This is a genomic window from Streptomyces sp. NPDC057002 (genome assembly GCF_042673825.1).
Lineage (GTDB): Bacteria > Actinomycetota > Actinomycetes > Streptomycetales > Streptomycetaceae > Streptomyces.
This window is the reverse complement of sequence record NZ_JBHURZ010000012.1, coordinates 199,889-223,860: the sequence shown is the minus strand read 5'-3', so window position 1 is coordinate 223,860 and position 23,972 is coordinate 199,889. Positions and strand designations below refer to the sequence as shown.

The following is a 23,972-nucleotide window of genomic DNA, read 5'->3' as shown; positions in this document are numbered from 1 at the left end:
TGGGCCTTGTGCGTCAGAGAGGTTTTACACCACGGTCCCACTCGGCCTTCCACTTGCGGCGCAGGTCGTCGACGTACTTGTCCAGGACCAGGTCGGCGAAGGGGTTGAGCACATAGCGGACCTGGTCGTTCGACCCGTCTGGGGTGTCGGGGTCCACGGCGACGAGCGCGAGCCGGTAGTCGGGCTCGGCATTTTTGGCGTAGCCGACCTCGCTGGTGGTGACGGTGAAGTTGTCAGCGCCCAGCACACGCCCCTTGACCTCTATGAAGATCAGGTGGCCGTCGGGCTTGCGGGAACGGATGTCGAAGCCCTTGTTGGAGTGTGCCATCTCCTCGGGCACCCGTCCGAGCCGATGCTCGGAAGCCAGCACGGCATCTACGGCACGACGCTCGGTGACGGTGGTGTCCAGGGCGACGCTGTCCGGCGTCGGCTGTTCGCCGACCAGGCTCGGAACCGAGGCAGGCAGGACAAGCGCGGCGCTGATGATCTTCGGCGGGTGCACGGTGACCTGCGTCTCGAGGTCAAGCTCGCTTTGGCGGCGCGCGAGTCGGGCCTCCAGGGAACGCGCGCGATCACGTGCGGTGGCCGGTGAGATACGGATCTTCTTGCCTCCCGCCTGTGCCTCGGCAAGCTTGATCGACTCACCGTCCCAGTAGTTCATCTGAGCCAGCAGCCGCTGACGTACCAGCTTGCGCGTCCGCTCGACAGCCGGGACGACGCGTGCGACGACGTCGGCCCGGTGCTCGGGCAGGCCGTGCCGGATCGCCCAGCCCTGGGCGATCTTCTCAACGCCCTCGGCAAGCCAGGGCGAGGACAGTTCGGAGTCGATGGCAAGGGCCAGTGCGGTTTGCTGCTCCAGGTTCAGGTCTGCAGGCAGGGACAGGTCGAGGTACGGGGCGGGGCCGGCCGGCTGTGCGGTTCCGTCCGGCAGCACGGAAACATACTCGAACCTCTTGCTGATCGCGGTGCCGCGCCCGTCCGAGAGCTCTTCCATCAGGGCGAACACCAGCCGCGGGGTGCCGGCGGCCCGGTCCAGGAAGGTTGCTCCACGGGTCACGGTGTCGCCGTACCTGTTCAGGATCTCGGTGATGATCGCGTCCATCAACGGATGACCTGGGGCTATGAGCTCGGCGTCCGGGCGGCCGGGCATCACCACAGCTGAGGGCTCGAAAGTGATGCGCCCATAGCGCGGGCTGATGGTGCGCCGACCTTCGCGCAGAGTGGCGGGCACCTGAGTCAGCTCGAATCGGTCTTTCTCCCGCTTGGAGGCACGCCCACCCAGGGCACGCAGGGACTCCATGACGAAAGCCTGCACGAAATGGGGCTGCATGCGCCGGGCACGGGCCTCATCCATCTGCCGGCGCAGCTCGGCCAGCTCCTCTAGTCCAATCTCCGGTGTGGCTAGGGCGCGTTCCTTGATCAGCTCGTGGAGGCCGTCGGCTACGGACTTGTCGATGACCTGGTCCAGGTAGGCGCGGACCTCGGGCTGCTCGCCGTAACGGATGGCTCGCACGAGTAGGTCACGCAGCGGCTCTTCCGCGAAGGCGTTCTCACCAAGGACGTCGAAGACCTTGCCGCCGTAGGCGCGGCGCTGCTGCTCGATCTTCGTCAGCAAGCGCTGGAAGACCTGGCCCTCCCTGGTTTCGGAGGCCACGAGGTTCCACAGGCGGCAGACCTCGCGCTGGCCAATGCGGTGGATACGACCGAAGCGCTGCTCGATTCGGTTGGGGTTCCAGGGGAGGTCGTAGTTGACCATCAGGTGCGCGGCCTGAAGGTTCAGTCCTTCGCCGGCGGCGTCGGTGGCGATCAGAACGTGGCAGCGAGGGTCGTTGGTGAACTTGGTGCGGATCTCCCGACGAGCCTGTCGCGCGGTGCCACCGTGGATGGTGCACACGGCATACTCGTCGCCGCCGACCAGGGTGGTAATCCGGTTTGCGAGGTAGTCGAGGGTGTCGCGGTGCTCGGTGAAAATAATGATTTTGTGCGGGGCGTGGCGGTCACTGTTCAGACCGTCTTCGCGAGCCTTGAGGACAAGGGAACGCAACTCCTGCCACTTGCGATCCTCACCCGAGGTACGGACCTGCTGGGCGATCTCTTCAAGACGTGCCAGAACCGCGAGCTCGGCGTCCAGCTCAGCTGCCGTGCGCGCGGCGGTGGCGGCGTCCAGGACCTCGTTCTCCAGCTGCTCCAGCTCTGCGGCACCCAGCTCGTCGGAGTCGAAGTCGTCCGGGTCGAACGACAGCGTCTCGGGTGGGGGAACGAACGGGCCCGCCAGGATCTGCTCACGATAGGCGCGCAGGCGCGCGACACGGCGCCGGATCGACTGGTAGATCGCCTCCGGGCTCGACGCCAGGCGTCGCTGCAGGACCGTGAGCGCGAAGCCGACGGTGCGCCGCCTGCCTTCGGCTCGCTCGGCCCTGTTCATCTCCGTTCGCACGTACTCGGTGACCTCTTCGTACAGGTGCATCTCCAGTGGGGAGAGCGTGTACTCAACAGTCTCGGCCACTCGCTCGGGGAAGAGTGGCTTGCCCTCGAAGGTGAGCAGGTCCTCCTTGATCATCCGGCGCATCAGTCCGGTGGTGTTGGTGGAGTGCACGCCCGGGCGGTACTGCCCGGCGAACCTGTCGGGGTCCAGTAAAGCGAGGAACGTCTGGAAGTTGGCTTCCGACCCCGAGTGAGGGGTCGCGGTCATCAGCAGGAAGTGCCGGGTGATCCTGCCGAGCAGTTGGCCGAGCTCGTAGCGGCGGGTTCGCTTGAGTTCGTTGCCGAACCAGGAGGCACTCATGCGGTGGGCCTCGTCCACGACGATGAGGTCCCATTCCGACTTCGCGAGGACGGTCTGCCACTCTTCGTTGCGGGCCAGCTGGTCCATGCGCGCGATCAGCATCGGGTTGCGCCGGAACGGGTCGCCGTCGCGGTCGGCCTCCGCGAGATCGCGTGTCAAGATCGCCATCTCGATCCCGAACTTCTCCGCGAGTTCGGTCTGCCACTGCTCGACCAGCCCGCCGGGAGCGACGATCAGGCAACGCTGCACGTCCCCGCGTAGCAGCAACTCTTTGAGATAGAGACCCGCCATGATCGTCTTTCCTGCGCCAGGATCATCTGCCAGCAGGAAGCGCAGGGAGCCGGCGTGGGCCAGCAGCGTGCCGTAGACGGCGCGGATCTGGTGTGGCAGCGGGTCGATGTCGCTGGTCTCCACTGCCAGCATCGGATCCGACAGGCCCGCGTGCTGCATGCGCAGCGCCTCAGCCGCAAGACGGAACTGTTCAGGGGCGGCGTCGAACGTCCACCGGGACCTCGGTGCTTCACGCTGTAGACCAGTGATGTCTTCGGGGAAAAGTACCTGATCGAACAGGTGTCCGGAGTCGTCGCGCGCCGTAATTTGAAGAGCGTCACCAACCGGCGTGGCAGCCACGACGGTGACCGACCCCGAGGCCAATCCGGTCAAGCGGACCCCAGGCTCGACATCATCGGCGTGCATAGGACCCTTCCCCCTCCACAACCAGGCGCTGAGAAACTCGGCGCCGACCGCCTTGGACGTTGCTGCTTCATCGGAGCGTAGTTACGAGTGCCCGACGTCGCTGACGAATGCTGCCAAGGCGCTGCACATGTAGCATTCAACCACTTTCTCCGCAGACATTTCACATCGTGGTGATAATTGGAATTCAGGGGTTCTCAAGCCGCCCGCACCCGATGCTCTCCCCGCTCCAACCATCCCATAACCACCTGATGCGCCCGCCACCCATCCGGAAACTTAGGCGGCACATCCAGGTACACAGGACTGCTCCGCGGATGTCGATCCAGCAGATCCCGGATGCCGGCGCGGGCCACCACGATGCAGGCGAAGCGGTGCCGGGAGAGCAGGACGCACAGGCGGCCCGTCTCCAGGTGGAAGTCGGAGGCGTCCTGGCGGCCGGAGAGCGGGTGCCAGACGAGGGTGACGTCGAACTCGCGGCCCTGGAGGCGGTTGGCGGTGTCCACGGTGATGTCGGTCAGGCCGCGGGCGGCGAGGCGGGCGCGGACCGCCTCCACCTGTACGGTGCGCGCCGCTCCGATCGCGATGCGTGCCTCGGTCAGCCGCTCCCCGTTGACCAGCGCCCCGCGCTCCAGCAGCCGCGCCGCCGTCGCCGCGAGGGCGTCCGCCACCTCGGGGTCCTGGTCGAGGGTGTGGCGGGCGGGGAGTTCCAGGTGGCCCCAGCCGGAGTCGGCGGCCCGGGCGAGGACGTTGTCCAGCGGACCCGAGCCGTGAGGCAGGCTGCCGTACGACAGGACGCGCTCCGCTGCCGTCGTGCCGGGGACGAACTCGTAGAAGGGGTAGAAGGCCCGCTCGACCAGGGGCGCCGCCGTCTCCGGGAGGCGCCAGGAGACGGGGAGCTGGTGGCGGACGAGGTCGGGGTTGTGGGCGAGGGTGACGTCGACCGCGTTGCGCAGGGGGTCCCAGGTCAGGCCGTGCCAGCGGTCGGTCTCCACGGTGGCGAAGGGGTCGAGCTGGCCGGGGTCGCCGACGAAGAGGACCTGTGAGTCGTCCTGGGCGAACAGCGGGGCCGTCGCCAGGAGTCCGTCCGAACGCATCTGGTACGCCTCGTCGACGATGGCCCACCGCCACGGCGCGCACTTCTCGGGGGTGACGAACGACCACTTCTTCGCGGTGGACACCACGACGGGTAGGTCGCGCAGGTCCGTCACCTCCTTGCTCCCCGTGACGTTGGGGTGCCGGGTGACGCGGGGCGGGAGGATATGACCTTTGGCGTGGAGGCGGCCGAGCGCCAGGCCGGGGTACTCCCGCGCGATGCGGTCCACGAGGTCGTCGACCTGTTCGTTGGTCTGCGCGACGATCATGACCTGGTGGCCTGCGGACGTCAGGTGTCCGGTGGCCCGCACCACCAGCGTGGACTTTCCGGCTCCGGGAGGTGAGTCCACGACGACGCCACGGCCGGGCGCCGTGTCGAGGCTGGTCAAGATTCCCGCGACCGCCCGGTCCGCGCGTTCGCCGGGGGTGAGGGCTTTGGGCTCCCCGGTGGCGGGGAGGAGGGTGGTCACTCCCAGGTCTCCTCTGCGTCCTCGTCAGTGGGTTCGTAGGGCTGGGGCGGACCGCCATGGGTCCAGGGGGTGTTCTCCTCGTCCGGTAAGGCGGACGGCATGGCTGTCGGGTTGAGCGTGGTGTACGTCAGCTCCTCGCCGGTCTCCGCGAGGGTGCCGACCGGGGCCGGAGGCTTGCGCTTCCTCGCGAAGCCGCGCTCGAGCTGGAGCACCACGGTGTGGCTGCCGTCGTCCTCCTGCCGTACTTCGAGGATCCGTGCTCCTTGGCCGGGCCGGGCGGGGGACTTCACCTCCGTGCCGACCTCGAGGCCGACGCGGGTGTCGGTGCTGGTGCGGAGGGTGATCGTCGGGCGCCACACCTGGGAGCCGGGACGGTCGCCGGGGACGAAGCGGTCCTCCTCCCTGGCCGTCACCGTGCCCGTGAACGCGTCGCCGGTCAGCTCGTACTCCGCCATCACCAACGGGTCGTCGTACGCGCGCTGCGCCTCGTAGCGGGCGACCGCGTCCTCCAGGCGGGCCAGGCGGCGGGCGGCTCGGACGGCCTGGTCTCGGCGGGCCTGCGGGCGGCCGTCGGCGTCCAGGTACTCGGCGTACTCGGAGAACCAGCGCCGGTCGAGGGCCCAGCGGCCGGGGACGTGGGCGCCCTCCGGCAGATCGCGGAGCAGCTCCACGCCACGCCACATCAGCCGCCAGGTGGGCAGCATCTGGCCGTTCAGCTCACGGTCGATCTGGCGGCCGACCGCCTCACGTCCGCGGTCGTCGGACGCCTCGTCGTAGCGCGTCATCAGTTCGTGGAGCGTCCGGTCGAAGACCGGGTCCGTGGACGGACCGGGCGGCGGCCACACGGCGGGGTCCTCGGTCGCCCGCGCCGCCCGCGCGCCGTCACTGCCCTCCGGCGGGTCGATCCAGGCGAGCAGGGACGCGAGGTGGGAGTCCTCGGAAGAGCTCTGACCCGTGGCCCAGTGCGCGGCGAGCAGCCGGGTCATCGCGAGGAGCACACCGGAGTCCGGGAACTCGGACAGCTCCGCCAACCAGGTCAGCCACTTGCCGAGGGCGGGCACGGACGGGTCGACCGCGTACGGCCCCTCGGTGGCGCGCAGTCTGGTCAGCCGGCCGAGCAGGCGCACGTACGCGATGCCCTCGCCGTTCGGTACGAGGAGCTGAGGGGCCCGCAGGGAGCGCAGGCGTTCCTCCTTCTCCTTGCCGCGGCCGACGGTGTAGGGCTCCGTCTCCGTCCGGCACCCCTCGATGTACGCGATGAGGAGTGCGGCGAGGCGCTCGGCGAACCGGAAGCGTTCGGCGCGGTTGCGCGGCTGGCGGACGGTGAGGAGGGTCGGGTGCTCGGGGTCCGTGCCCGCGAGCGCGGCCAGGGGTGCGCACGCCTCGCCGGCGAGGGTGAGCGGCACCAGGACGAACGGCTTCTCGTCCAGGTGCTGGTGGCGGACGGTCGTCAGCGGTTCGGCACGGCCGGTGCGGGACGCCGTGAGCGTCGCGACGGTGGACAGGACGCTCATGCGGCCCCCCGGCGGAGTCGGCGCAGCCGGGCGGCTGCGCGCAGCAGGTCGGCGGCTTCCGCCTCGGCCTCTCCGGGGGCGGCCACGCCGTCCAGGTAGTCGAGCGCGGTGCGCGTGGAGTCGATGCCCGGCAGGTCGTTGCGCACGCCGTTGCCCAGGCGGGCCGGCGAGGCGCATCCGTCGGCCTCGTCGCGGCAGTAGCGCGCCATCTCGCAGAAGGACAGGCAGGAGGGCGTGTACGACGCGTCCAACGCCTCTATGGAGGAGGAGAGTTCGTCCGTGTCTCGGGTCGTGTCCAGGGTCGCCGTCTCGGGGAGCCCGTCCGCGATGTCCTCGGCGCGCCGCAAGCGCGAGAGTTGGAACTGGAGGGCGTCGAGTTCCTGCCGGAGGTCGATCAGGCGGCCGTAGGGGCGATTGGAGAAGTCCTTGGGGCAGACGAGCAGGAACTTGTGGGAGATCTGTTCGGTGGGCAGGCCGGCGGTGTCGAAGGCGCGGCGCAGGGCGAGGACGTACACAGCGGCCTGCTTGGCCGCCTCGGCGACGGCGGTCGGGTTGGCCTGGCCGTCGATCGCCGCGAACGAGCGGATCAGGACGACGTGGAACTTCCCCTCGATACGGTGGGTGAGCGCGTCCGGCTCCAAGTACGCTGTCTGACCGGCGACTTCGAGGGTGAGTACGGGGCGGTCGAGGATGAGCCGTACGTCCTGGCCGGAGGCCACGTGAGCGATGAGGCGGCGGGTCTCCCGCTCGCGAACGTGCAGGGCCTTGTTGCCCCCCACCTCGTTGAGGTCGGTGACGTGGGCCTCCGCCACGGGGACGGAGAGCTGCTCGCGCAGCAGCCGGATGAGCTCGGCGTACCCGCCCCACTTCACGAGGTCGTGGAACGCCCGTTCGCGGGCGAGGGCGAAGGGTGACTGGCCGAAGCGCGGCTCGTACCCGACCCGTTGAGCGAGCAGTGCCTTGTCCACTCCGGCGGCGTCGAGGACAGCGCGGCGGGCGCAGGCGGGATTGGCGGTCAGGGCGGTGATCTTGCGGGCGGTGTACGGCTGAGGGGACTGCGGACCACGCAGGCGCGCGAGTCGGCCGTCGGGGGGTTCGGACTGCTGCGAGGGCATCGTCTCTACTTCGGGAACGACTTCGGGACGGTCATAGGGAACGTCTTCGGACGGTCAGCGGGAGCTCACCGGCGTGCGAGGCGCCTGACCACGTCATCGCCGTCGGTAAGGGTCGTCAGGACAGGGTGCCACTCGCGTCGCGCAGGGCGTCACGCATCGGTGCCGCACCGAACAGTTGCTGTGCGTCGGCGAGTTGGGCACAGGCGCGCTGCGCCGCCGACTGCCGTTGCTGATCGTCCTCCTGCTGGTGGACGGCCGCTTCGGCGCGGGCGGCCGCGATCACGCGGGCGGGGTCGAGCTCCGGGGCCGCGGCATCGTAGGCGCCCGGGATCGTGAGGGCGAAACGGCGCAACAGCCGCCAGGCAGCCTCGGGGGCCGGGTGCCCCGCGGTGGTGAGTCGCTGGATCTGCTCGGCGGTTCCCACCGTGTGGGTGAGGAAGTCGGCGCGCGGGCTGAGCGGGCCGATGATCCGCCGTTCCACGGGCCAGGTTGACAGGGCCAGGAGTCCGCGTGCGGGGACGAGGCGGTCGTGGGTCAGTGCCGCACAGATGTAGTACGGGCGGGCGTAACCCTGCGCGGTGAAGGACCGTTCCTCGTCGCGGCGGAGGGAAGCGAGTTTGGTGGCGACCAGCGACTCGGTGAAGAACGCCTCGTACGCGGACGAGATGAGCTTCGGCGAGGCGGGGGCGCCCAGCAGGGTGAGCGCCTGGTGGACCTGTTCGCGGATCGGGATGGAGCCGTGCGTGGGGCGCTCCTTGCGGCGTGGTTCGCCGCGGTGTGGCTCGCCTGCGGTCGCCGGCGCCTGCGGGGGCGAGGGCTCGGTTAGTAGTGCCTCGCCGTCCGGTCCCGCCTCCGACTCGAGGGCCTGCTCCCAGACGGCCTCGGCCTCACGCAGCGCGCCACGGATGCGCGCGGTTTCGGCCTTGTCCCGTGCGCGTACAGCACCGCGCAGCTCGGTGCGCAGCTGGGACAGGCGCTGTTCGAGCTCCTCCAGTGATGCCGCCATGCGGGGCAGCTTAGCGCAGGAACCAACCTGTGCCAATAACTTCCAATGAGTTCCAAGATTCCTGCTACGGTCGAATACGGCGGCGCACCCGGCCGGTCCGAAGGGTGATGTCTGTTCCGAGACAGGTGACGTCTGTCCGAGGCAAGGGGGAGCCAATGAGTCACGACACGACGGCATGGCACAAGCCGCACTGGCTGACCGGAAACGACGGCCTCGTTCGCGTGGGGCCCGGTACGGGCGGGAGCGAGGAGCACACCTGCCCCTCGCACGCCGCCGCCAAGGCCCGGCCGGGTCTTGCGCCGGTCCGGCGTCTCCGGCTGCCGAAGCCGGAGCTCGAGATGTTCACCCTCGGGCCGGTGACGGATGCCGTCGACCGGGTCGAGTTCCACGGTGAGACGCCCGACCAGGCCCTGGCGGGTTTGCGCTCCCGCACCCCCGCCCTCCACCCCGGCCATCTGACGTATGCCGAGCACGCCCTCCGTACGTACCTGGCAGCGTGCGCCGACGACGGTGAGCAACGGCTCCAGCCGGTCCGCCCGTACTGGGTGGCGCAGCGGGAGAACGGCAAGTTCTGGGAGATGTACGCCTGGTGGCGCAGGTACGAGTCGGGCGACGGACGACTGCGCGAGTACCGGCGGCTGCGGCACGGCGAGGCCAAGGACTCCGAACCCGGCGAGATCGCCATCGCCGTGTACGTGGCCGTTCACGGGCGCCAGGCGGCCTGGCCCCGGAAGTGGGCGCGTGCCTTCGAGCCGTACGGGCCCGCCGTCCGGCCCGAGCGGGTGCGTGTCGTCGAAGTCGGGCTCGCCGACGGACGGTCGCGCGTGCAGTTCGACGGGACGGCCGAGGAGGCCGAGGCGTACTACGCCGAGCACGGGCACGCGCACGTGGCCCGTGTCGTGGCGGGCGGCAGGCCGGTACCCGGATCGTCCTGCGTCGACTGCAAGCAGTTCACGGGCTGCGAGGCCGTGCCCCGCAGGCCCGGTGTCCTCGGACTCTCCTCGCGGGTGGCACCGCTGAGGAAGGTGTCGGTGAGCGATCTGCGCTATCACGCGGCCTGCCCCGCTCAGGGTTTCATCCGTGCCCTGCACCTGCCCAAGTCCGACGAGTACGGCAGCGCGGCCAGGCTCGGCCAGGCGGTGCACGGCTGGATCGAGAAGCTGCACCGGCGCCCGGGGCCGCTGCCGTGCGCGGCCGGCGACATGCCCCCGGAGGGGGAGAACTGGACAGAGGGACGCTGGCGGGTCTCGGACGAGGACGCCGCGACCGGTCGGGACATGCTGCTCCACCACGTCGACGCCTGTCCCTTCCAGGACGCCGCCCTCATCCAGCGGGTCGAGCCCGAAGCCCTCCGCGTCGTTCACGACACCGCGGCGCAGGCCGTCGTCATCGCCAAACCCGACCTGCTCTACCAGGAGGACGGCTCGTGGGTGTGGCGGGAGCTCAAGACGACCCGGAAGCGGCGCCGTCACCATGAGGACCCTCTCGACACCTACCCCCAACTCGCCCTGGCTGTCGCACTCCTGGCGCAGGGAGCGCTGGGCGGCGATCCGGACGGCTCGCGCGTCGAGGTGGAGATCCTCCGGCCCGACGGTTCCGAGCCGCACGTGATCGACCCGACGGACCCCGGCCAGAAGCGGAAGGCGCTGTCGATTCTGCGGCGGTACGCCGGACCGTGGCGGGAGGACGAGACATGGGACCCCCGCCCCGGACCGCATTGCCGGTTCTGCCCGGTGTCCCGGTGGTGTCCGAGCGCCGCTGCCGCGCCCGACGGCACCGTCGCGGGAGAGGGGGAGGCATGGCCACGACCGGCATGAGGGACGCACGGTCCGAGGACGCAGCCGGCACGGACGAGGGGCTGCTTCGCCAGATCGCCAGCGCCCTGGCGTGCCTGTCCCGGCAGAGGACCGTGCCCAACCCGGTCTACCCGGCGAAGGTGCAGAACGCGTACAACCGCCTCGTCCTGCACTGCCTGCGCCGGGGCGAGGAACCACCGGGCAGCGTGCCGCAGATGGTCCGCTGGGCTTGTGAACTGCCCCTGATCGAGTGGCCGTTGGAGCTGCCGCCCGACAACTTTCCCGGAGCGGCCCTGCTCGTCGACCCGGAGACCCGGCTGCCGCATCAGCTGTGCCTGGAGTGGGAGGTGAGTGCGTCCGACCCGGCCGCCGAGCTCTTCGAGAACGAACGCATCCGGGAAGCCCTCGCCGTGTGCCGTGCGGCCAAGGCCCCGCAGGCGTACACCGCGTTCCGGGCTCTGCTCACCTCCAGGCCCGTCCTGACCGGCGCCGAGCTGGCGCTGCTCGGCGGCGATCCCGACTGCGGGATGCTGCTGCACGACGTGATCAAGCGCTGCTATGAACCCGTGCCCGCCTCCTACCAGCAGCGCGGCTCGTACCGGCAGTGCGCTCGCTGCAGCTGCCTGATGGTGCCGCTGCTGCACGGCGGCCACCGATGCGAACTGGACCGGTGCCGTCGCGACGGCACCTCCGACGACGGCACGCCGCTCCGTGCCGACAAAGGCGGGGTCTTCCAGCTCAGCCGCCCGCTGCGGATGTTCATCACCAGCCCCGGGCTCGCGGAGACTGATCTGCAGGCCGCCCTGGAGAAGAAGTTCGGGATCACCGCGGAGATGTGGCCCAACTACGACGCGTACGACCTGCGCGTCCCCCTGTCGGGGCGACGGCACTGGGCCGTGGACGTCAAGGACCGGGTGAACCCCGTTCTCCTGGCGCGCTCCCTCACGCCGTTCAGGAACGAGCCACCGTACGACCGGGCGTTCCTCGTCGTGCCCCGCTACCGCTTCCGCGACAACGAGGCGTATGGGCGGCAGTTCCGCCGCAACCTGCCGGAGGACCTGGCCGACCGGGTCACCCTCCTTGACGACCGGGCCTTCCTGCGGCTGGTCGCCGATGAGATCTCCACCCCGCGAGACAAGGCGGGGGACCCGCGTACCGAAGGAGGACGCCATGCGTGACCGCAGGGGATGGCACCGGCGCTGCTCACCGCAGCAGCTCACCGAGGTGTGGTCGGCGAACCTCGGCAGCTTCCGCCCTGGCGACCTTCTCGACGTCGAACTGGGCCTGTACCTCCTGCAGGACGTGACGCCCACCCGCACGGCCGCCGATGTCTGGCCGCTGCTGGGCGGGTACCCGTACAGCGAGGTGTTCGGAGACGTCCGCACCGACGAGCAGCGGCTGCGCGTTCTGCGCGCTCGCCACTACCTGTGGGACATGCGGCGACGGCACGCCTGGTCGGAGGCGCTGGCCGACTACCTGAAGGTCCCCCAGCATCTGCGTGGATACGACATCGACGGCCCGGGCTCCGTGCCGCGCCGTCGCGAGCCGTCGCGCGCCGCACGCCGTTTCGAGATCTTCGAAGAACTGCTCAGCGCTCCTCCGCGGTTCGCGACGCGGTCCATTCCGTTCGCCGAGGAGGGAGAGCACACCTTCCGGGTGCAGGACCGGACCCACTCCGTGGTGTTCGACGAGGAACTGCTGACGGACACCCTGCCGCGCGCCCACGCCCTGGACGCACTACCGGCCGGGCACGGAGAGCCCGTCGACGTCACCTGGGAAGAGCTCGAAAAGGCCGCCGACGAGATGGACGCCGTCGAGGCGACGGCGCCGGAGAGGCCGCGCAACGGCTGGGCCGGGCGGCTCCGGCGGGTGAAACTGCTCGTGCGCGACACGGAACTCGGCCGCTTCACCGAACAGGGACGGCTGAGGATCGACCGGCTGCTGCACCTCGTGGGGATGGTGGGAGCCGGCAAGTCCACCCTCCGGGACATCCTGACCTACCACCTCGTGACCCGGACACCTCGCCGGGTCACCATCGTCGTCGGTGACGTGGCCGAGACGCTCGCCGTGGTGGAACAGTTCAACCGGCTCGGTGTGCAGGCGGCGCCGATCCTCGGGCACTCCACCAGGGAACGCAACATCAACCGGCTGCATCGCCGCACTGCCACGGCTGGCGCCGCCACCATGCTCGGCCACGACCGCGCGGGCTTCGCCCACCTCAGCAGCGCCTGCCCCGTCGACGTGCTGCGCGGACTGGAAGCGCGCCGTCCACTCGGCATCCGCGAAGCACCGTGCCTGGCGATGTACACCGTCCCCGAGCAGGAGTCCATGGATGGAGATCCACTCCTCGACGACGAGACCAGCGCCAAGCGAGACTCCCAAGGCCCGAAGCCGCAGAGGCGGCTGTGCCCGTTGTGGAACCGCTGCCCGCGCCACCGCGGGGCCCGCGATCTGGTCGACGCGCAGGTGTGGGTCGCCACGCCGGCCGGTCTGGTGCACAGCTCCGTCCCCCTGCACCAGCACCAGGAACAGCTCCGGTACCTGGAGCTCGCGTGCCGGCTCAGCGACCTGATCATCGTCGACGAGGCGGACCGGGTGCAGATGCAGCTCGACACGGCCTTCGCGCCGGCCAGCACTCTGGTGGGCAAGGCCCCGAACTCCTGGTTCGACGAGGTCGCCGTCCACAAGTTCCAGCAGATGGCCCGGGACGGCCGGCTCCAGCTGTCCGCCCGGGACGTCGACGACTGGACCAACGCCGTCAACACGGTCAGCGCAGCCACCGACCGCCTCTTCGCCCTGCTCGTCAAGGACGACAAGCTCAGGCGGTGGATCAGCGTCGACTACTTCAGCGCCTTCACCCTCCACAACCTGCTACTGGACAGCTGGTTCCCGGGGCGGAAGGAGGGCGAACGCCCGCCTGTGGCGGCCCGGACGCTGGACGGTGCGCTCGGCCGGTTCCGCGACGACCCGCTGCACGAGCAGCAGAGCACGGGCGACGACGATGAAGTGACACCCTTGGTGAACACCTTCGTCCATCTCACCCTGGAGCTCCTGCACGCGCCCCAGGGAGCACGGACGCGTGAGAGGCTGCGCGAGACGCTCACCGGCATCGTCGGAGACGACAGCACTGTGCTCGCGGACGCCGATCTGCAGGCCCGGCGCTTCGAGTTCACCCTGCTCCTTTCCGCCCTGCACAGCCGTCTCGACTTCATGACCACGCTGTGGCCGCGCGTCGAGGCCGCCCTCAATCTCGAGAGCGCCTCGAACGTGCTCTCCCGCAGGCCCCCCAAGGACTATGAGGCGGTCATCCCCGAGTCGCCCATGGGCAACGTGCTCGGCTTCCAGTTCCGCCACGACGACCGTGAGCGGGATGGTGACCGCAGCGGTGAACTCCGCTTCTTCCACTGCAACGGCGTGGGCCGCGAACTGCTCATGCGACTTGGCGACCTGTGCGCCGTGGACGGCCGCCCGGGCCCGCACGTCCTGCTCATGTCTGCCACGAGCTGGGCGGGTACCTCGAGCAGGTACCACGTGCACGCCGAGGTCGGTGCTGTTCTGCGTCCTCACGACGAGGAAGTCGAAGCCGTCCTGGGCAGCGAGTTCCGCAAGGAGTTCCTGTACTGGCCCGGGAACGACCGGCCCAAGCCGCTACGCCTGTCCGGCTGTGACCCCGAAGAACGACCGCAGGCCCTTCTGCACATGCTGCACCAGCTCGCGGTGCCCGACCGGAGCCTGCCCGACGCCGAGAGCATGCTGGACTCCGAGCTGAAGGAGATCGACGATCCGGACCGCCGCCGCATCCTGTTGCTCGTCGGCAGCTACGACGAGGCACGCCGGGCCGCCGAGTACCTCAACCAGATCCCCGAATGGACCGGCCGCGTCACCCGACTCGTGTCCGACGACGCCGACTCAGACTCCGCCTGGACTCGGCTGCCGGAGGATGCCGCCGCACGGACCCTGCCCCGCGGTGACGTGAAGGCATTCCCCTCGGTCGGCGGCGAGATTCTCGTCGCGCCGCTGCTCGCAGTCGAGCGGGGACACAACATCGTGTTGCGCGGTGGCAAGGCGGCCATCGGCACCGTTTACTTCCTGGCACGCCCCCACCCACGGCCCGACGACATCTCACTGGCCATCCAGTCCATCAACGACTGGGCTGTACGCCAACTCCGCGATGTCGACGGGTCCTTCCGCCAGAACGCGCTCGCCGCCGCCACACCCGACCAGGCAGCTGTGGGGTTCCGCAGCCGCGCACGCCGTCAGTGGAACCGCTTCCTCACCCGGCGGCTGGCCTGGTCCAGCCTGCGGGACGAGGAGAAGGCGGCGTTCACCTGGGACCAGCTCGTCGTCATGTGGCAGGTCATCGGTCGCCTGGTACGCGGCGGCGTGCCGGCCCGCGTGGTCTTCGTCGACGCGGCTTTCTCCCCCCGAGAAGCCGGATTCCAGGACAGGGATACCCCTGACACCAGCCTGCTGGCGAGCATGCGTGAGGTGCTGGCCCCCTACTTCGAGGACGGGAACCCGGCGGGGCAGCATCCCGCCCCGATCGACAAGTCCCTCGTCCGTGAGCTGTACGAACCGCTCTACCGCGCCCTGGTGGACATGGGCTGACGGCATCTGCCACCACACCGCACCACATTCGCGCCGTGTCCGCGTCGCGTCCGCACACTTCCCGCCTTGCCCCGAGGAGAACGGCACCATGGCCTACCAGTACAACCGCCCGGCGGCGTACCTGCCCGACCCGGCACAGGGCCCCTTCATCGTCCCGATGCACACGCTCTCCCTGCCCGCCCACTGGGAAGAACCACTCCTGCGCCTCTACCACGGCGGTATGCCCGAGGGGCAGGCCGAGCGACGGCGCCGCGTACCCACAGCGGCGGTCAACCAGCTGTTGCGCGCCACCGCGCCGGACATCGTCACGGTCGACTCCACGGCACGGTTCGGCTCGGATAACCCCTGGCTGTACTGCCAGGAGGCGTACACGATGGCGGTGACGAACCTCTACATCGCCACCTGGCTCAAGGGCCTCCCGAGCAATACCGACGATCCCGAGACCACGGCCCTGCTGATGAACTGCTTCCGTGACCTCGACACGGCGGCTCTCAGCTGGCGGCCCGGCAGGGTCGACCTCCTCGAGCAGAAGGTGTCGTCCGGAGGAACCGCTCTGCCTGTGCCCCACGTTTACCGGCTGCTTCCCGACCTCCTCGCCGAACGGATCGCGCGCCAGGGACCGTACGAACACCAGGGGCGGCAGCTGACGTTCCGACAGGTCGCCGGCCGCCCAGGAGCCCGGGGGCAGGGGAGCGGGGGCGCCGAGCTGATGTCGAACGTGATCGAGTACGTACCCAGGCGGCGCGGTGGCGGCGACGGCAGGCCGGCCTACTATGCGGCTACCCTCCGCATCACCGTGCGCACTGTTCCCTTCTCACCCGTCCCTCGCGTCCACGTGGCCGCCGGCGTGCGTCGGTTCGTCACCGGCAAGGTCTATATGCCGTACGGCAAGGGCGTGTCTGCCTACCTGCTCCCGGACGACTCCCTCGTCCACGACGGTCCGAAGCCCCAGCGTTTCGCGGTCGCCATGCTGGACTGGAAGAACGGCACCACGGACTGGCGTCAGGGCGGAGCAGAAGGAATGCTCGCCCGGATCAGCGCCCTTGACGCACTGCCGTCCCCGGACCGGCTGGTGAAGGAGGCCGACCACTGGATCCACGGTCGGGACGGAATCCGGATCGCGATCGGGCACCAGGCGGCCATGGGCAGGCACACGATCGGCACCGGACTGATGCCCAGTGAACGCCGACGGCTGATCGAGTGGGCGGAGGAAGCCATCGCTCCCGAGTTCGTGCCCGTTCCCAAGCTTGAGCGCAGTGCCTACGCGCGGCCGCCGAAGAAGCAGCTCAAGAAGCTGCCGTCCATTCCCAAGGACATGGAAAAGAAGGATCCCGAAGACCTCGCGGTCATCCTGGACAAGCGTGAGCTGGACGCGGCCCACAACGCTCAGGTTCTGCGGGCACGCCTGGCCGAGGCACTCGAAGGGGAAGACCTCACTGCGGTCGTGCTCCACCAGAACGACGCCATTCGCGATCAGATGATCGCCGCGGCGGAGACGGGGCTGGGGCTTGCCGGACACCGGCGTGAGCAGGGCCCCGATACCTGGGTGTGGGAGGCGGAGGAGCTGACCGTCCGGCTGCATGCGCGGCCCCTGGGCGCTCTCGGTGCACCGCTGGGGGGCGACAGCGTGCCACGCCGGGGACAGGAACACGACAAGGCAATCGAGGAGCGCCGTACCGGTGTCGCGCGGGCTACGGCCGCCCTGCGGGAAGCCGTCCCCGGCGTGCGGCTGGCCTTCGTGGAACTCGACGGGCAGGATGCCTTCCGCCACGCCAAACGACGGGCCGACCCCAAGCACGCGATCCGCCTCGGCTGCGCGGACGCAGGCCTGGTGACCCAGTTCATCCGTCCACCGGACCCGGACGCGGAGCCGGAGGAGGCTCTCGCCGACGCAGGTCTGCGTGCCGCCGCGGCCTGGTCGGACGGCCTCCGCCAGACCGGTATGCGGCTGGTGCCTCAGCACCGGCTCGGTGACACGCTCATCCCCGCGAACCTGAACCAGGTGGCCTTCCACCTCGCGGAACGCCGCCTTGACGGGCCCACGGGCAAGCAGCAGTTCACGCCCATCGCGGTGCTCATCCGGCCGGGCGCGAAATGCGTGCTGGGCAAGTCGGCCGACATGCACGAATGGGTGCCGTACCCCGAACTCCTCAAGTCGTTGACGGGACGGGTCGAAGGCAGGAAGAACAGTGCGGAGCAGTCGGCCCTCACGGCGGCGTTCGTCAAGAAGACCCTCGCGCAGCTGCGCAGCACCCCGACGCTCGTCCTGGCTCATGCCCAGGACGTCCGGAAGCGCTGGCCGTGGCTGAGGAACGACGCTCTGGAACGGGACCGGCTCGGCCTCGACGGAGGTCCCGTTCAGCGGATCGGTCTGTACGGCAAGCAGCTCCGTGTCGTCCGGATCGCCGACGGCAGCCGGGACGAGACGGCACAGTGCTGGGCCGAAGCGGAGGAACTGTTTCCCGAGCTGGAGGGCAAGCAGAGCGGGGGCATCGCGATGGGGCTGTGGCGGCCCGGAGCGCGGGGGGACTCGGACCGCGTCTTCTACAGCACCATCGGCAAGTCCGGCACGCAGACGAAGCTCACCAACGATGACGCCAAACTGACTTCACACACCAACGCTTCGGGCAACAACGCCTACCGGCCGACGGCGAACGCCTGGAACCCGGACCTCCTGGAACTGACCGTTGCATGCCTCCAACCCGGAGACGACGCGGAGGCATGGGCCGCGTTGGTCCACCAGCAGCGTTTCAGCGAAGACTATCGCGATGGGCTGGCTCTGCCTCTGATTCTGCATCTTGCGAAACTCGCGGACGACTACGCTCTGCCTCACGAGAACGAGGATGTCATCGACCCGACGGAGCCCCAGGCCATGGCCGCGTCGGATCGGGCTCCATCGGGCCAGCTGACCCTCGACTTCGACCTCGATGACGGGGATGGGGAGTGACCTGCTGAGGTTGAACTCGAGGTGTCGTAGGGGCCGACGGCCGGACACCCGGTGAGAAGAAGCAGCTCTTCGATCCTGCCTGTCTGTGGCGTGAGGGGGCACGCCGGTGGCTGCGGTCCATGCGACAGCGCCCGCGGCGTCGGTGGGAATCTCAGAGCCTGGCGGCGATATTCAAGTTGAGCTATGCCTGCCGATGCTGTTCGGTCGGCGACCTCACGTTCTTCACCTGTGCTGTCGATTACCTTTCCGCGCTTCACGTCGCAGGCCCCGTACTCGGCAGTCGTCACCGAGGTCTGTCGTGAGGACCGTCCGGGAGCCGAGGGCGTCGGCTACCGCCTGGAGGGAGGGGGACGGTGGCCCCGTCATCAGGACCGCGAAAGAGTCGCCGAGCAGGGTGTCCAGGCGGGTGCGGTGTTCCGGGGGCCCGGCCGCCGTTACCCACGGTTGAGGGCACGCGGCCCAACAGACGGCGGCCCGCCCCGAGGGGGCGGCGGCAGACCAGCGGGCCCGCCGTCAGCCCCGGACTGAGGTCGCGGGCCGCGGCCGTGCTCAGCCCGGGGATGCGGGCGGCCGCGTTCAGGGCACCGCGGCGGAGGGCCGCGGCGTCGTCCTGGCCGCCGGTCATCGCCCAGCCCATCGCGACCGCGAGCCGGATCATGTGGCGGGCGTGCGGCTTGCGTTCGCCCTCGTACGTGTCCAGCAACCGCTCGTCCGCGCCCCGCCGGAGGACGGCGGCGAGCTTCCAGGCCAGGTTGTGCGCGTCCCGCAGGCCCGCGCACAGGCCCTGCCCGATGAACGGCGGGGTGAGGTGGGCAGCGTCGCCGAGGAGGAAGACCCGGCCCCGGCGCCAGCGGTCGGCGATCCGCGCCCGGAAGGTGTACCGCGCCTGGCGCAGCACCTCGAACTCGGAACCACACGTGAGGTCCACCCACGGGGCTACCAGTTCCCGCAACAGTTCCGCAGTCGGCTCCGTGTCGTCCCGGAGCCGGAACTCCCAGCGGTAGCGGTCCTCGGCGATGCGCATGAACGTCGCCGGGCGCCGTGGGTCACAGATTTGTTCTACGCCTTCCCAGCAGCGGACCGGGAGGCTTGTACGGACGTCGACGACGGTCCAGCGTTCCTCGAAGCGCAGGTCCTGCCAGCCGGCGCCGATGGCCTCGCGCGTGAGGCTGTTGGCGCCGTCGCAGCCGAGGACGGCGTCCGCCCGCAGCAGGTGTTCGCCCGTGTCGTCGCGGTAGGTCACGCGGACCGGACCGTCGTCGTCCTGCTCGACGGCGACGACCTCCACGCCGCCGCGCAGCTCGCACTCCGGCGTGCGGGCAAGGGCCTCGCGCAGGACCCGCTCCAGCTCGGGCTGGTCGAACATGCTGGTCTGCGGGAAGCCGTGGGCGCCCTGCGCGGCGCGTGGGAACTCGGCCAGTACCCGGTGCCGGGCGTCCAGCAGCCGTAGCCCGCGTGCGGGGCGGGCGATCGCGGCGAACTCCGCCTCGACGCCGGCGGCCTGGAGGATGCGGCGGGCCTCGTCGTCGGCGGCGACGGCACGCGGCAGGGGGTAGACGCGGTGGTGGCGTTCGAGGACGACGGTACGCACGCCGTGCCGGGCCAGGAGGAGGGCGCTGGTCACGCCCACGGGTCCGGCTCCGACGATCACCACGGGTGCGGAGGCCGAGGGGGACTCGACGGTCATGTGCGGCTCTTTCGGGTCTCGGAGTCTGGGTGTTCGGTCTCGGTCGCGCGGGTCATTCCGCGTGAGTCACGGGCGTGCGCTGCTCCCCGAGGTCGATGCGCCCGTCCGGCGTTGCGATGGTCGCGGTCACCACGTCGCCGTGGCGCAGGTAGCGGGGGTTCTTCGCCTGGCCCTTGAAGAACGCCCTCCACTTCATCGCGGGCGGCAACAGCGCGGCGATCTTCTCGACGGGCTTCGGCGGGGCCTTGAGTGCGGTGCCGCCGGGCGTGCCCGTCAGCAGCAGATCGCCGGGGTCGAGGGTCTGGAACCGGGCCAGCAGGGTGAGTGCCCGGGCCGGACGGACGATCATGTCGGCGAGGGTGCGGTCCTGACGCGGCTCGCCGTTCACCGACAACCTCAGCCGCAGGTCGGGGAGATGGGCGAAGTCCTCCGGCTCCAGCAGGCAGAGGACCGGGCCGGTCGGTGTGAAGGTCGGGTACGACTTGCTCTCGTAGAACTGCGTCCTGGTCAGCTGTACGTCGCGTGCGCTGACGTCGTTGGTGATCACTAGTCCGGCGACGTACGACGGCAGGTCGTCGTCCTCTACGACTGTGCCGACGGGCAGGGGGGAACCCAGGACCAGGCCCAGCTCTATCTCGTAGTCGAGGAGCCGGACGTGCTGCGGGCGGACGATGGTGTCGTGCGGGCCGCTGACCGACCCGGACGCCTTGCGGAAGAAGGCGGGCGGGATATCGCCGGTGAAGCCCGAATCGCGGGCGTGGCTGCGGTAGTTGACCATCTGGGCGACTACCCGGCAGGGGGTGGTGACGGGGGAGAGGGGGACCAGGTCGGCGACCGGTGTGCCTGTCTCGCCGGACAGAGCCGCCTCGCGTACGGCGGTCCGGTCGGCCAGCAATTCGGCCGTGGTGACGGCCTTGGTGTCGACGGGGACGGCTCGGTCGCCGAGGGCGACCCACCAGCCGTCGGCCGTGCGCAGGACGTTAGTGCTCATGTCGGTTGCCTTTGGTGAGAAGAGGTTCAAGAACGGGGGTCAGGAGTTCGCGGCCTTCAGCAGGCCCAGCAGGCGTGCCGGGTCCAGTTCGTTGTCGCCCCGCAGGGTCTGGACGACGTCGCGGATCCGTTGCGGGGAAGGGCTCGCGCCGAGGAAGTCGCGGGTGGCCGGTGGGCCCCACTGGGCCAGGCCGCTCGTCGACATGGGCGCCCAGCCGGGCTCGATGTCGCAGGAGAACAGGTCGCCGTCGGCGTAGTGCTCCAGCATGAGGCGGTCGGGGTCGCGCCAGTAGTCGAAGAGCTGGCTGCCCTGGATGTGCCGGCCGATGCCCCAGCTGCGCCGGTAGCCGCGCTCGGTCAGGTACTCGCCGCCCGCGGCGATGGAGTCCAGGTCGGTCACCTGGTAGGCGGAGTGGACGTAGCCCGTGCCCGGCCCCAGATGCATCGCCAGTGTGTGGTGGTCCACTGCCAGGCCGCCCTGGTCGCAGCGGATGAACGCCATCGTCGGGCCGCGGTCGCGCTGCCCGTCCAGGAACAGGAAGTCGGACACGATCATGCCGAGCGTGTCCAGGTACCAGTCCAGGGCCCGGGTGAACTCCCGCGTCTCCAGCACCACGTGGCCCAGCCGCTGGATTCGGGACGGCTCGCGCGGGGGCCGTTGCGTGGCGTTCGTACGGCGTTGCTCGGTGCCCGTGTTGAGGAGGAGCGGCCGTTGTCCGGGCAGCGGCGGCAGGTCCTCGCCGCAGTGCGCCACGCGCACGGGGAAGCCCGAGGGGTCGAGCAGGTCGACCGCCCTTCCGCCGCCGGGCACATCCGCGTCCCGAACGGCCGTGCCCGTCGCCCGGGCCAGCCGGTCCAGGTCGGCCCGCTCCGCCGCGCGGAAGGCCGGGCCGATGAAGCGGGACGTACGACCGCGCCGGATCACCATGCACGGTGAGCCCGCGAAGGTGCCGCGCAGCCACAGCTCCCGCTCGGTGCGGGCGGCGACGCCGAAGCCGAAGTCCCGGGCGAAGACCTCGGCGCGGTCCAGATCGGGCTTCTCGAACTCGAGCCAGGCCAGGTCGGGCACCTTGATCACCGGGTTCCGGGAGCGGCCGGGGTGCTCGCCGCGCAGGGCGCCCCGCTCGCTGTGGAGGTCCTGATGAGCCGTCTTGGACATGACGTCCTCCATGCGACATCGCTCTATTGAGGAAATCTGTATTGAGGAAATCATCAGCATTGACCATTCAATCGTCAATAGTCGGCCCTGAGTGAACTGAGGATTTCATCAGGACTGTGTTGACTAGACTCGCGCGCATGCCGTCGTCAGCTCCGCCCCGCAATCGCTTCGAACGGCGTCGTGCCGAGACCCGGCAGGCGCTCGTCCGCGCGGCGCGGCAGATCCTCGCCGAGACCGGGGACACCAGCGCGAGCATCCAGCTGATCGCGGAGCGCGCGGACGTCGGCTTCGGCTCCTTCTACAACCACTTCGAGTCGAAGACGGAACTGTTCGACGCGGCGGTGCGGGACGCCCTCGAAGAGCTCGGCCAGGCCTTCGACGAGCATCTGCGGGGCGTCGACGACCCGGCGGAACTCGTCGCGGCCGGCTTCCGCCTCAGTGCACGCCTGGCCGACTCCCGGCCCGAGCTGATGCAGGTGCTGCGCCACCGCGGCCTCGGGCACATCCACTCGGAATCGGGGCTGGCTCCGCGCGCGGTGCGTGATCTGGAGGCCGGTATCGCCTCCGGCCGGTTCACCGCCGCCGATCCCACCGTCGCGGTGACCGCCCTCGGCGGCTCGCTGCTGGCGCTGGTGGAGCTGCGGTTCGCCCGGCCGGAGCTTGACGGCGACGAGGCCGCGTCCAACCTGGCCGAGATGCTGTTGCGCATGCTGGGAGTGCCGCCCGAGGACGCCCGTGACGTCGCCCGCCGCCCCCTGCCCGACCTCGACTGACAGGGGCTGAGCGCCGTGACCAAACCCGCTGCCCGCGAACCGCTGCGCCGCAACTCCCGTTCCAACCGGGCCCGCATCCTCGCCACCGCCCGGCAGGAGCTCGGCCGGAACCCCGATGTGACCCTGGAGGAGATCGCCCGGGCCGCCGGGGTGGTCCGCCGTACGCTCTTCGGGCATTTCCCGGGGCGCGCGGCCCTGCTGGAGGCGCTCGCCGAGGAGGCGTCCGAGACCCTGCGCGGTATCGCGGCCGGAGTCCCCGACGCCGAGGAGGCGCCGGAGCGGGCCCTGGCCCGGTTCGTCCTGTCGATCTGGCCCGTCGGCGACCGCTACCGGCTGCTCCTCTCCCTCGCCCGCCAGGACCTGGGCACGCAACGGGTGTCCGAGACCCTCGCCCCGGCCCGCAACGAGGCCACCGCGATCCTGGAGCGCGGCCAGCGCGCGGGCGTGTTCCACGACCATCTGCCGGCGGCGGTGCTGAGCGCCGCGCTGGAAGCCGTCACGCTTTCCCTGCTGGAGAGCGTCAACTCGGGTGCGTGGGAGGACGACGGGACCCGGACGGCGGTGGCCACGCTGGTCGCCGCGGGGGTGTCGGACGAGGCGGCTACGACGATCGTCGGGGACGTGGCGTCGGAGAAGCGGGTCGACGCGTCCGACAGCTGATCGCGGCGGCACTGGTGAGCCGCTGACCTGTGTGTGAGTTCATCCCGCGGGCCCCGCGGCGGTGTCCGCCCCCACCGCGATCAGTGCGGCCCTCGCGCTGCGCGTGCCGTCGTCGCTCCACGTGCCGGCGTTCACGCACTCCAGGAGGGCCAGGAGGAATCTCTCGAGCGCTCTGCCGAGCGGGACCGGCGGGATGCCGGTGCGGAAGGCGCCCTGCCGCTGCCCCTGCTCGATGATCGCCGTCGCCATGTCTCGGGCGGGGGCGAGGATTTCGTCGACGCGTGCCGTCTCCAGGTTCTGCGGCCCGAGTCTCAGCAGCATGCGGTAGCGGTCGCCGACGGGCCACAGCGCCTGGACGAAGCGCGTCAGGGCGGTGACTGCGTCGGGGTCGGGGACCACCGCCGCCAAGGCGCCGCGCAGTGCCTCCGCGGCCTCCGTGGCGAGGCCCTCCACCAGCGCGGACCGGCCGGCGAAATGGCCGTAGACGGTGCGGCGCACCACCCCGGCGGCCTCGGCGATGTCCGTGAGGCTGCTGTCGGGGTCGCGGCCGAGTTCCCGCCGCGCCGCTTCGAGGATGCGGGCCCTTGTGGGGCGGGCCGGGCGGCGTGAGCGGGTCATGACGGATCGGACCTTCGGGCGACGGGGAGGGCGGCTCGATATTTGCACACCAATGGGCA

14 protein-coding genes and 1 pseudogene are annotated in these 23,972 nt (G+C 70.2%); 6 read left to right on the top strand and 9 right to left on the bottom strand.

What is annotated here, in order from left to right; genetic code table 11:
* Positions 1-13 precede the first annotated feature (13 nt).
* The 5 genes from ACFT32_RS41480 to ACFT32_RS41460 all read right to left on the bottom strand — a co-directional run bounded on the left by ACFT32_RS41480 (position 14) and on the right by ACFT32_RS41460 (position 8,675).
* On the bottom strand, positions 14-3,481 hold the full coding sequence (locus tag ACFT32_RS41480; protein ID WP_382499521.1) for a helicase-related protein: 3,468 nt from the start codon (positions 3,479-3,481) through the stop codon (positions 14-16).
* Positions 3,482-3,675: 194 nt separating this feature from the next.
* Entirely contained in the window at positions 3,676-5,040 is a 1,365-nt protein-coding gene (locus tag ACFT32_RS41475) for an AAA family ATPase (RefSeq protein WP_382499519.1), read from the bottom strand.
* Positions 5,037-6,554, bottom strand: coding sequence for a hypothetical protein (locus ACFT32_RS41470; RefSeq protein ID WP_382499518.1), 1,518 nt, complete (start codon positions 6,552-6,554; stop codon positions 5,037-5,039). Before ACFT32_RS41470 ends, ACFT32_RS41475 begins: the two co-directional genes overlap by 4 nt.
* Positions 6,551-7,669, bottom strand: a complete 1,119-nt coding sequence (locus ACFT32_RS41465; RefSeq protein ID WP_382499516.1) for a hypothetical protein — start codon at positions 7,667-7,669, stop codon at positions 6,551-6,553. Before ACFT32_RS41465 ends, ACFT32_RS41470 begins: the two co-directional genes overlap by 4 nt.
* A gap of 115 nt (positions 7,670-7,784) precedes the next feature.
* Positions 7,785-8,675 (bottom strand): hypothetical protein, encoded by an 891-nt coding sequence (locus ACFT32_RS41460; protein WP_382499514.1) that lies wholly within the window; start codon positions 8,673-8,675, stop codon positions 7,785-7,787.
* Positions 8,676-8,830: 155 nt separating this feature from the next.
* On the opposite strand from ACFT32_RS41460, the gene ACFT32_RS41455 reads away from it, so the two are divergent.
* The 4 genes from ACFT32_RS41455 to ACFT32_RS41440 all read left to right on the top strand — a co-directional run bounded on the left by ACFT32_RS41455 (position 8,831) and on the right by ACFT32_RS41440 (position 18,026).
* Positions 8,831-10,492, top strand: coding sequence for a PD-(D/E)XK nuclease family protein (locus ACFT32_RS41455; RefSeq protein ID WP_382499512.1), 1,662 nt, complete (start codon positions 8,831-8,833; stop codon positions 10,490-10,492).
* Positions 10,474-11,649, top strand: coding sequence for a hypothetical protein (locus tag ACFT32_RS41450; protein WP_382499510.1), 1,176 nt, complete (start codon positions 10,474-10,476; stop codon positions 11,647-11,649). The genes ACFT32_RS41455 and ACFT32_RS41450 overlap by 19 nt, the downstream gene beginning before the upstream one ends.
* Positions 11,642-15,079, top strand: coding sequence for a signal recognition particle (locus ACFT32_RS41445; protein WP_382499509.1), 3,438 nt, complete (start codon positions 11,642-11,644; stop codon positions 15,077-15,079). Before ACFT32_RS41450 ends, ACFT32_RS41445 begins: the two co-directional genes overlap by 8 nt.
* A gap of 88 nt (positions 15,080-15,167) precedes the next feature.
* On the top strand, positions 15,168-18,026 hold the full coding sequence (locus ACFT32_RS41440) for a pPIWI_RE module domain-containing protein (protein WP_382499507.1): 2,859 nt from the start codon (positions 15,168-15,170) through the stop codon (positions 18,024-18,026).
* Between the two features lie 279 nt (positions 18,027-18,305).
* Here the strand turns inward: ACFT32_RS41440 and ACFT32_RS41435 are convergent.
* The 3 genes and pseudogenes from ACFT32_RS41435 to ACFT32_RS41425 form a co-directional block, all read right to left on the bottom strand.
* Positions 18,306-19,713: pseudogene (locus tag ACFT32_RS41435) on the bottom strand (bifunctional 3-(3-hydroxy-phenyl)propionate/3-hydroxycinnamic acid hydroxylase); the annotation flags it as partial.
* A gap of 52 nt (positions 19,714-19,765) precedes the next feature.
* On the bottom strand, positions 19,766-20,704 hold the full coding sequence (locus ACFT32_RS41430; RefSeq protein ID WP_382499505.1) for a fumarylacetoacetate hydrolase family protein: 939 nt from the start codon (positions 20,702-20,704) through the stop codon (positions 19,766-19,768).
* A 39-nt stretch (positions 20,705-20,743) separates the two neighbouring features.
* Positions 20,744-21,862 carry a VOC family protein gene (locus tag ACFT32_RS41425; RefSeq protein WP_382499503.1) on the bottom strand — a complete coding sequence of 373 codons (1,119 nt, stop codon included), beginning with the start codon at positions 21,860-21,862 and terminating at the stop codon, positions 20,744-20,746.
* A gap of 137 nt (positions 21,863-21,999) precedes the next feature.
* On the opposite strand from ACFT32_RS41425, the gene ACFT32_RS41420 reads away from it, so the two are divergent.
* Positions 22,000-22,635: a TetR/AcrR family transcriptional regulator gene (locus ACFT32_RS41420; protein WP_382499501.1), complete on the top strand. Its 636-nt coding sequence runs from the start codon at positions 22,000-22,002 to the stop codon at positions 22,633-22,635.
* 15 nt (positions 22,636-22,650) lie between these two features.
* Complete coding sequence (locus ACFT32_RS41415) at positions 22,651-23,295, top strand: TetR/AcrR family transcriptional regulator (RefSeq protein ID WP_382499500.1); 645 nt, start codon at positions 22,651-22,653, stop codon at positions 23,293-23,295.
* Positions 23,296-23,334: 39 nt separating this feature from the next.
* Here the strand turns inward: ACFT32_RS41415 and ACFT32_RS41410 are convergent, their stop codons facing one another.
* A complete protein-coding gene (locus tag ACFT32_RS41410) occupies positions 23,335-23,913 on the bottom strand; it encodes a TetR/AcrR family transcriptional regulator (RefSeq protein WP_382499498.1) in 579 nt (192 codons plus the stop codon).
* Positions 23,914-23,972 lie beyond the last annotated feature (59 nt).

What these genes read in the sequence shown, in the direction of transcription:
- ACFT32_RS41455 (WP_382499512.1), top strand. Translation starts at nt 8,831, where the DNA reads ATGAGTCACGACACGACGGCATGGCACAAGCCGCACTGGCTGACCGGA.
- ACFT32_RS41460 (WP_382499514.1), bottom strand. Translation starts at nt 8,675, where the DNA reads ATGGCGGCATCACTGGAGGAGCTCGAACAGCGCCTGTCCCAGCTGCGC.
- ACFT32_RS41410 (WP_382499498.1), bottom strand. Translation starts at nt 23,913, where the DNA reads ATGACCCGCTCACGCCGCCCGGCCCGCCCCACAAGGGCCCGCATCCTC.
- ACFT32_RS41440 (WP_382499507.1), top strand. Translation starts at nt 15,168, where the DNA reads ATGGCCTACCAGTACAACCGCCCGGCGGCGTACCTGCCCGACCCGGCA.
- ACFT32_RS41480 (WP_382499521.1), bottom strand. Translation starts at nt 3,481, where the DNA reads ATGCACGCCGATGATGTCGAGCCTGGGGTCCGCTTGACCGGATTGGCC.
- ACFT32_RS41465 (WP_382499516.1), bottom strand. Translation starts at nt 7,669, where the DNA reads ATGCCCTCGCAGCAGTCCGAACCCCCCGACGGCCGACTCGCGCGCCTG.
- ACFT32_RS41470 (WP_382499518.1), bottom strand. Translation starts at nt 6,554, where the DNA reads ATGAGCGTCCTGTCCACCGTCGCGACGCTCACGGCGTCCCGCACCGGC.
- ACFT32_RS41425 (WP_382499503.1), bottom strand. Translation starts at nt 21,862, where the DNA reads ATGTCCAAGACGGCTCATCAGGACCTCCACAGCGAGCGGGGCGCCCTG.
- ACFT32_RS41430 (WP_382499505.1), bottom strand. Translation starts at nt 20,704, where the DNA reads ATGAGCACTAACGTCCTGCGCACGGCCGACGGCTGGTGGGTCGCCCTC.
- ACFT32_RS41445 (WP_382499509.1), top strand. Translation starts at nt 11,642, where the DNA reads ATGCGTGACCGCAGGGGATGGCACCGGCGCTGCTCACCGCAGCAGCTC.
- ACFT32_RS41450 (WP_382499510.1), top strand. Translation starts at nt 10,474, where the DNA reads ATGGCCACGACCGGCATGAGGGACGCACGGTCCGAGGACGCAGCCGGC.
- ACFT32_RS41420 (WP_382499501.1), top strand. Translation starts at nt 22,000, where the DNA reads ATGCCGTCGTCAGCTCCGCCCCGCAATCGCTTCGAACGGCGTCGTGCC.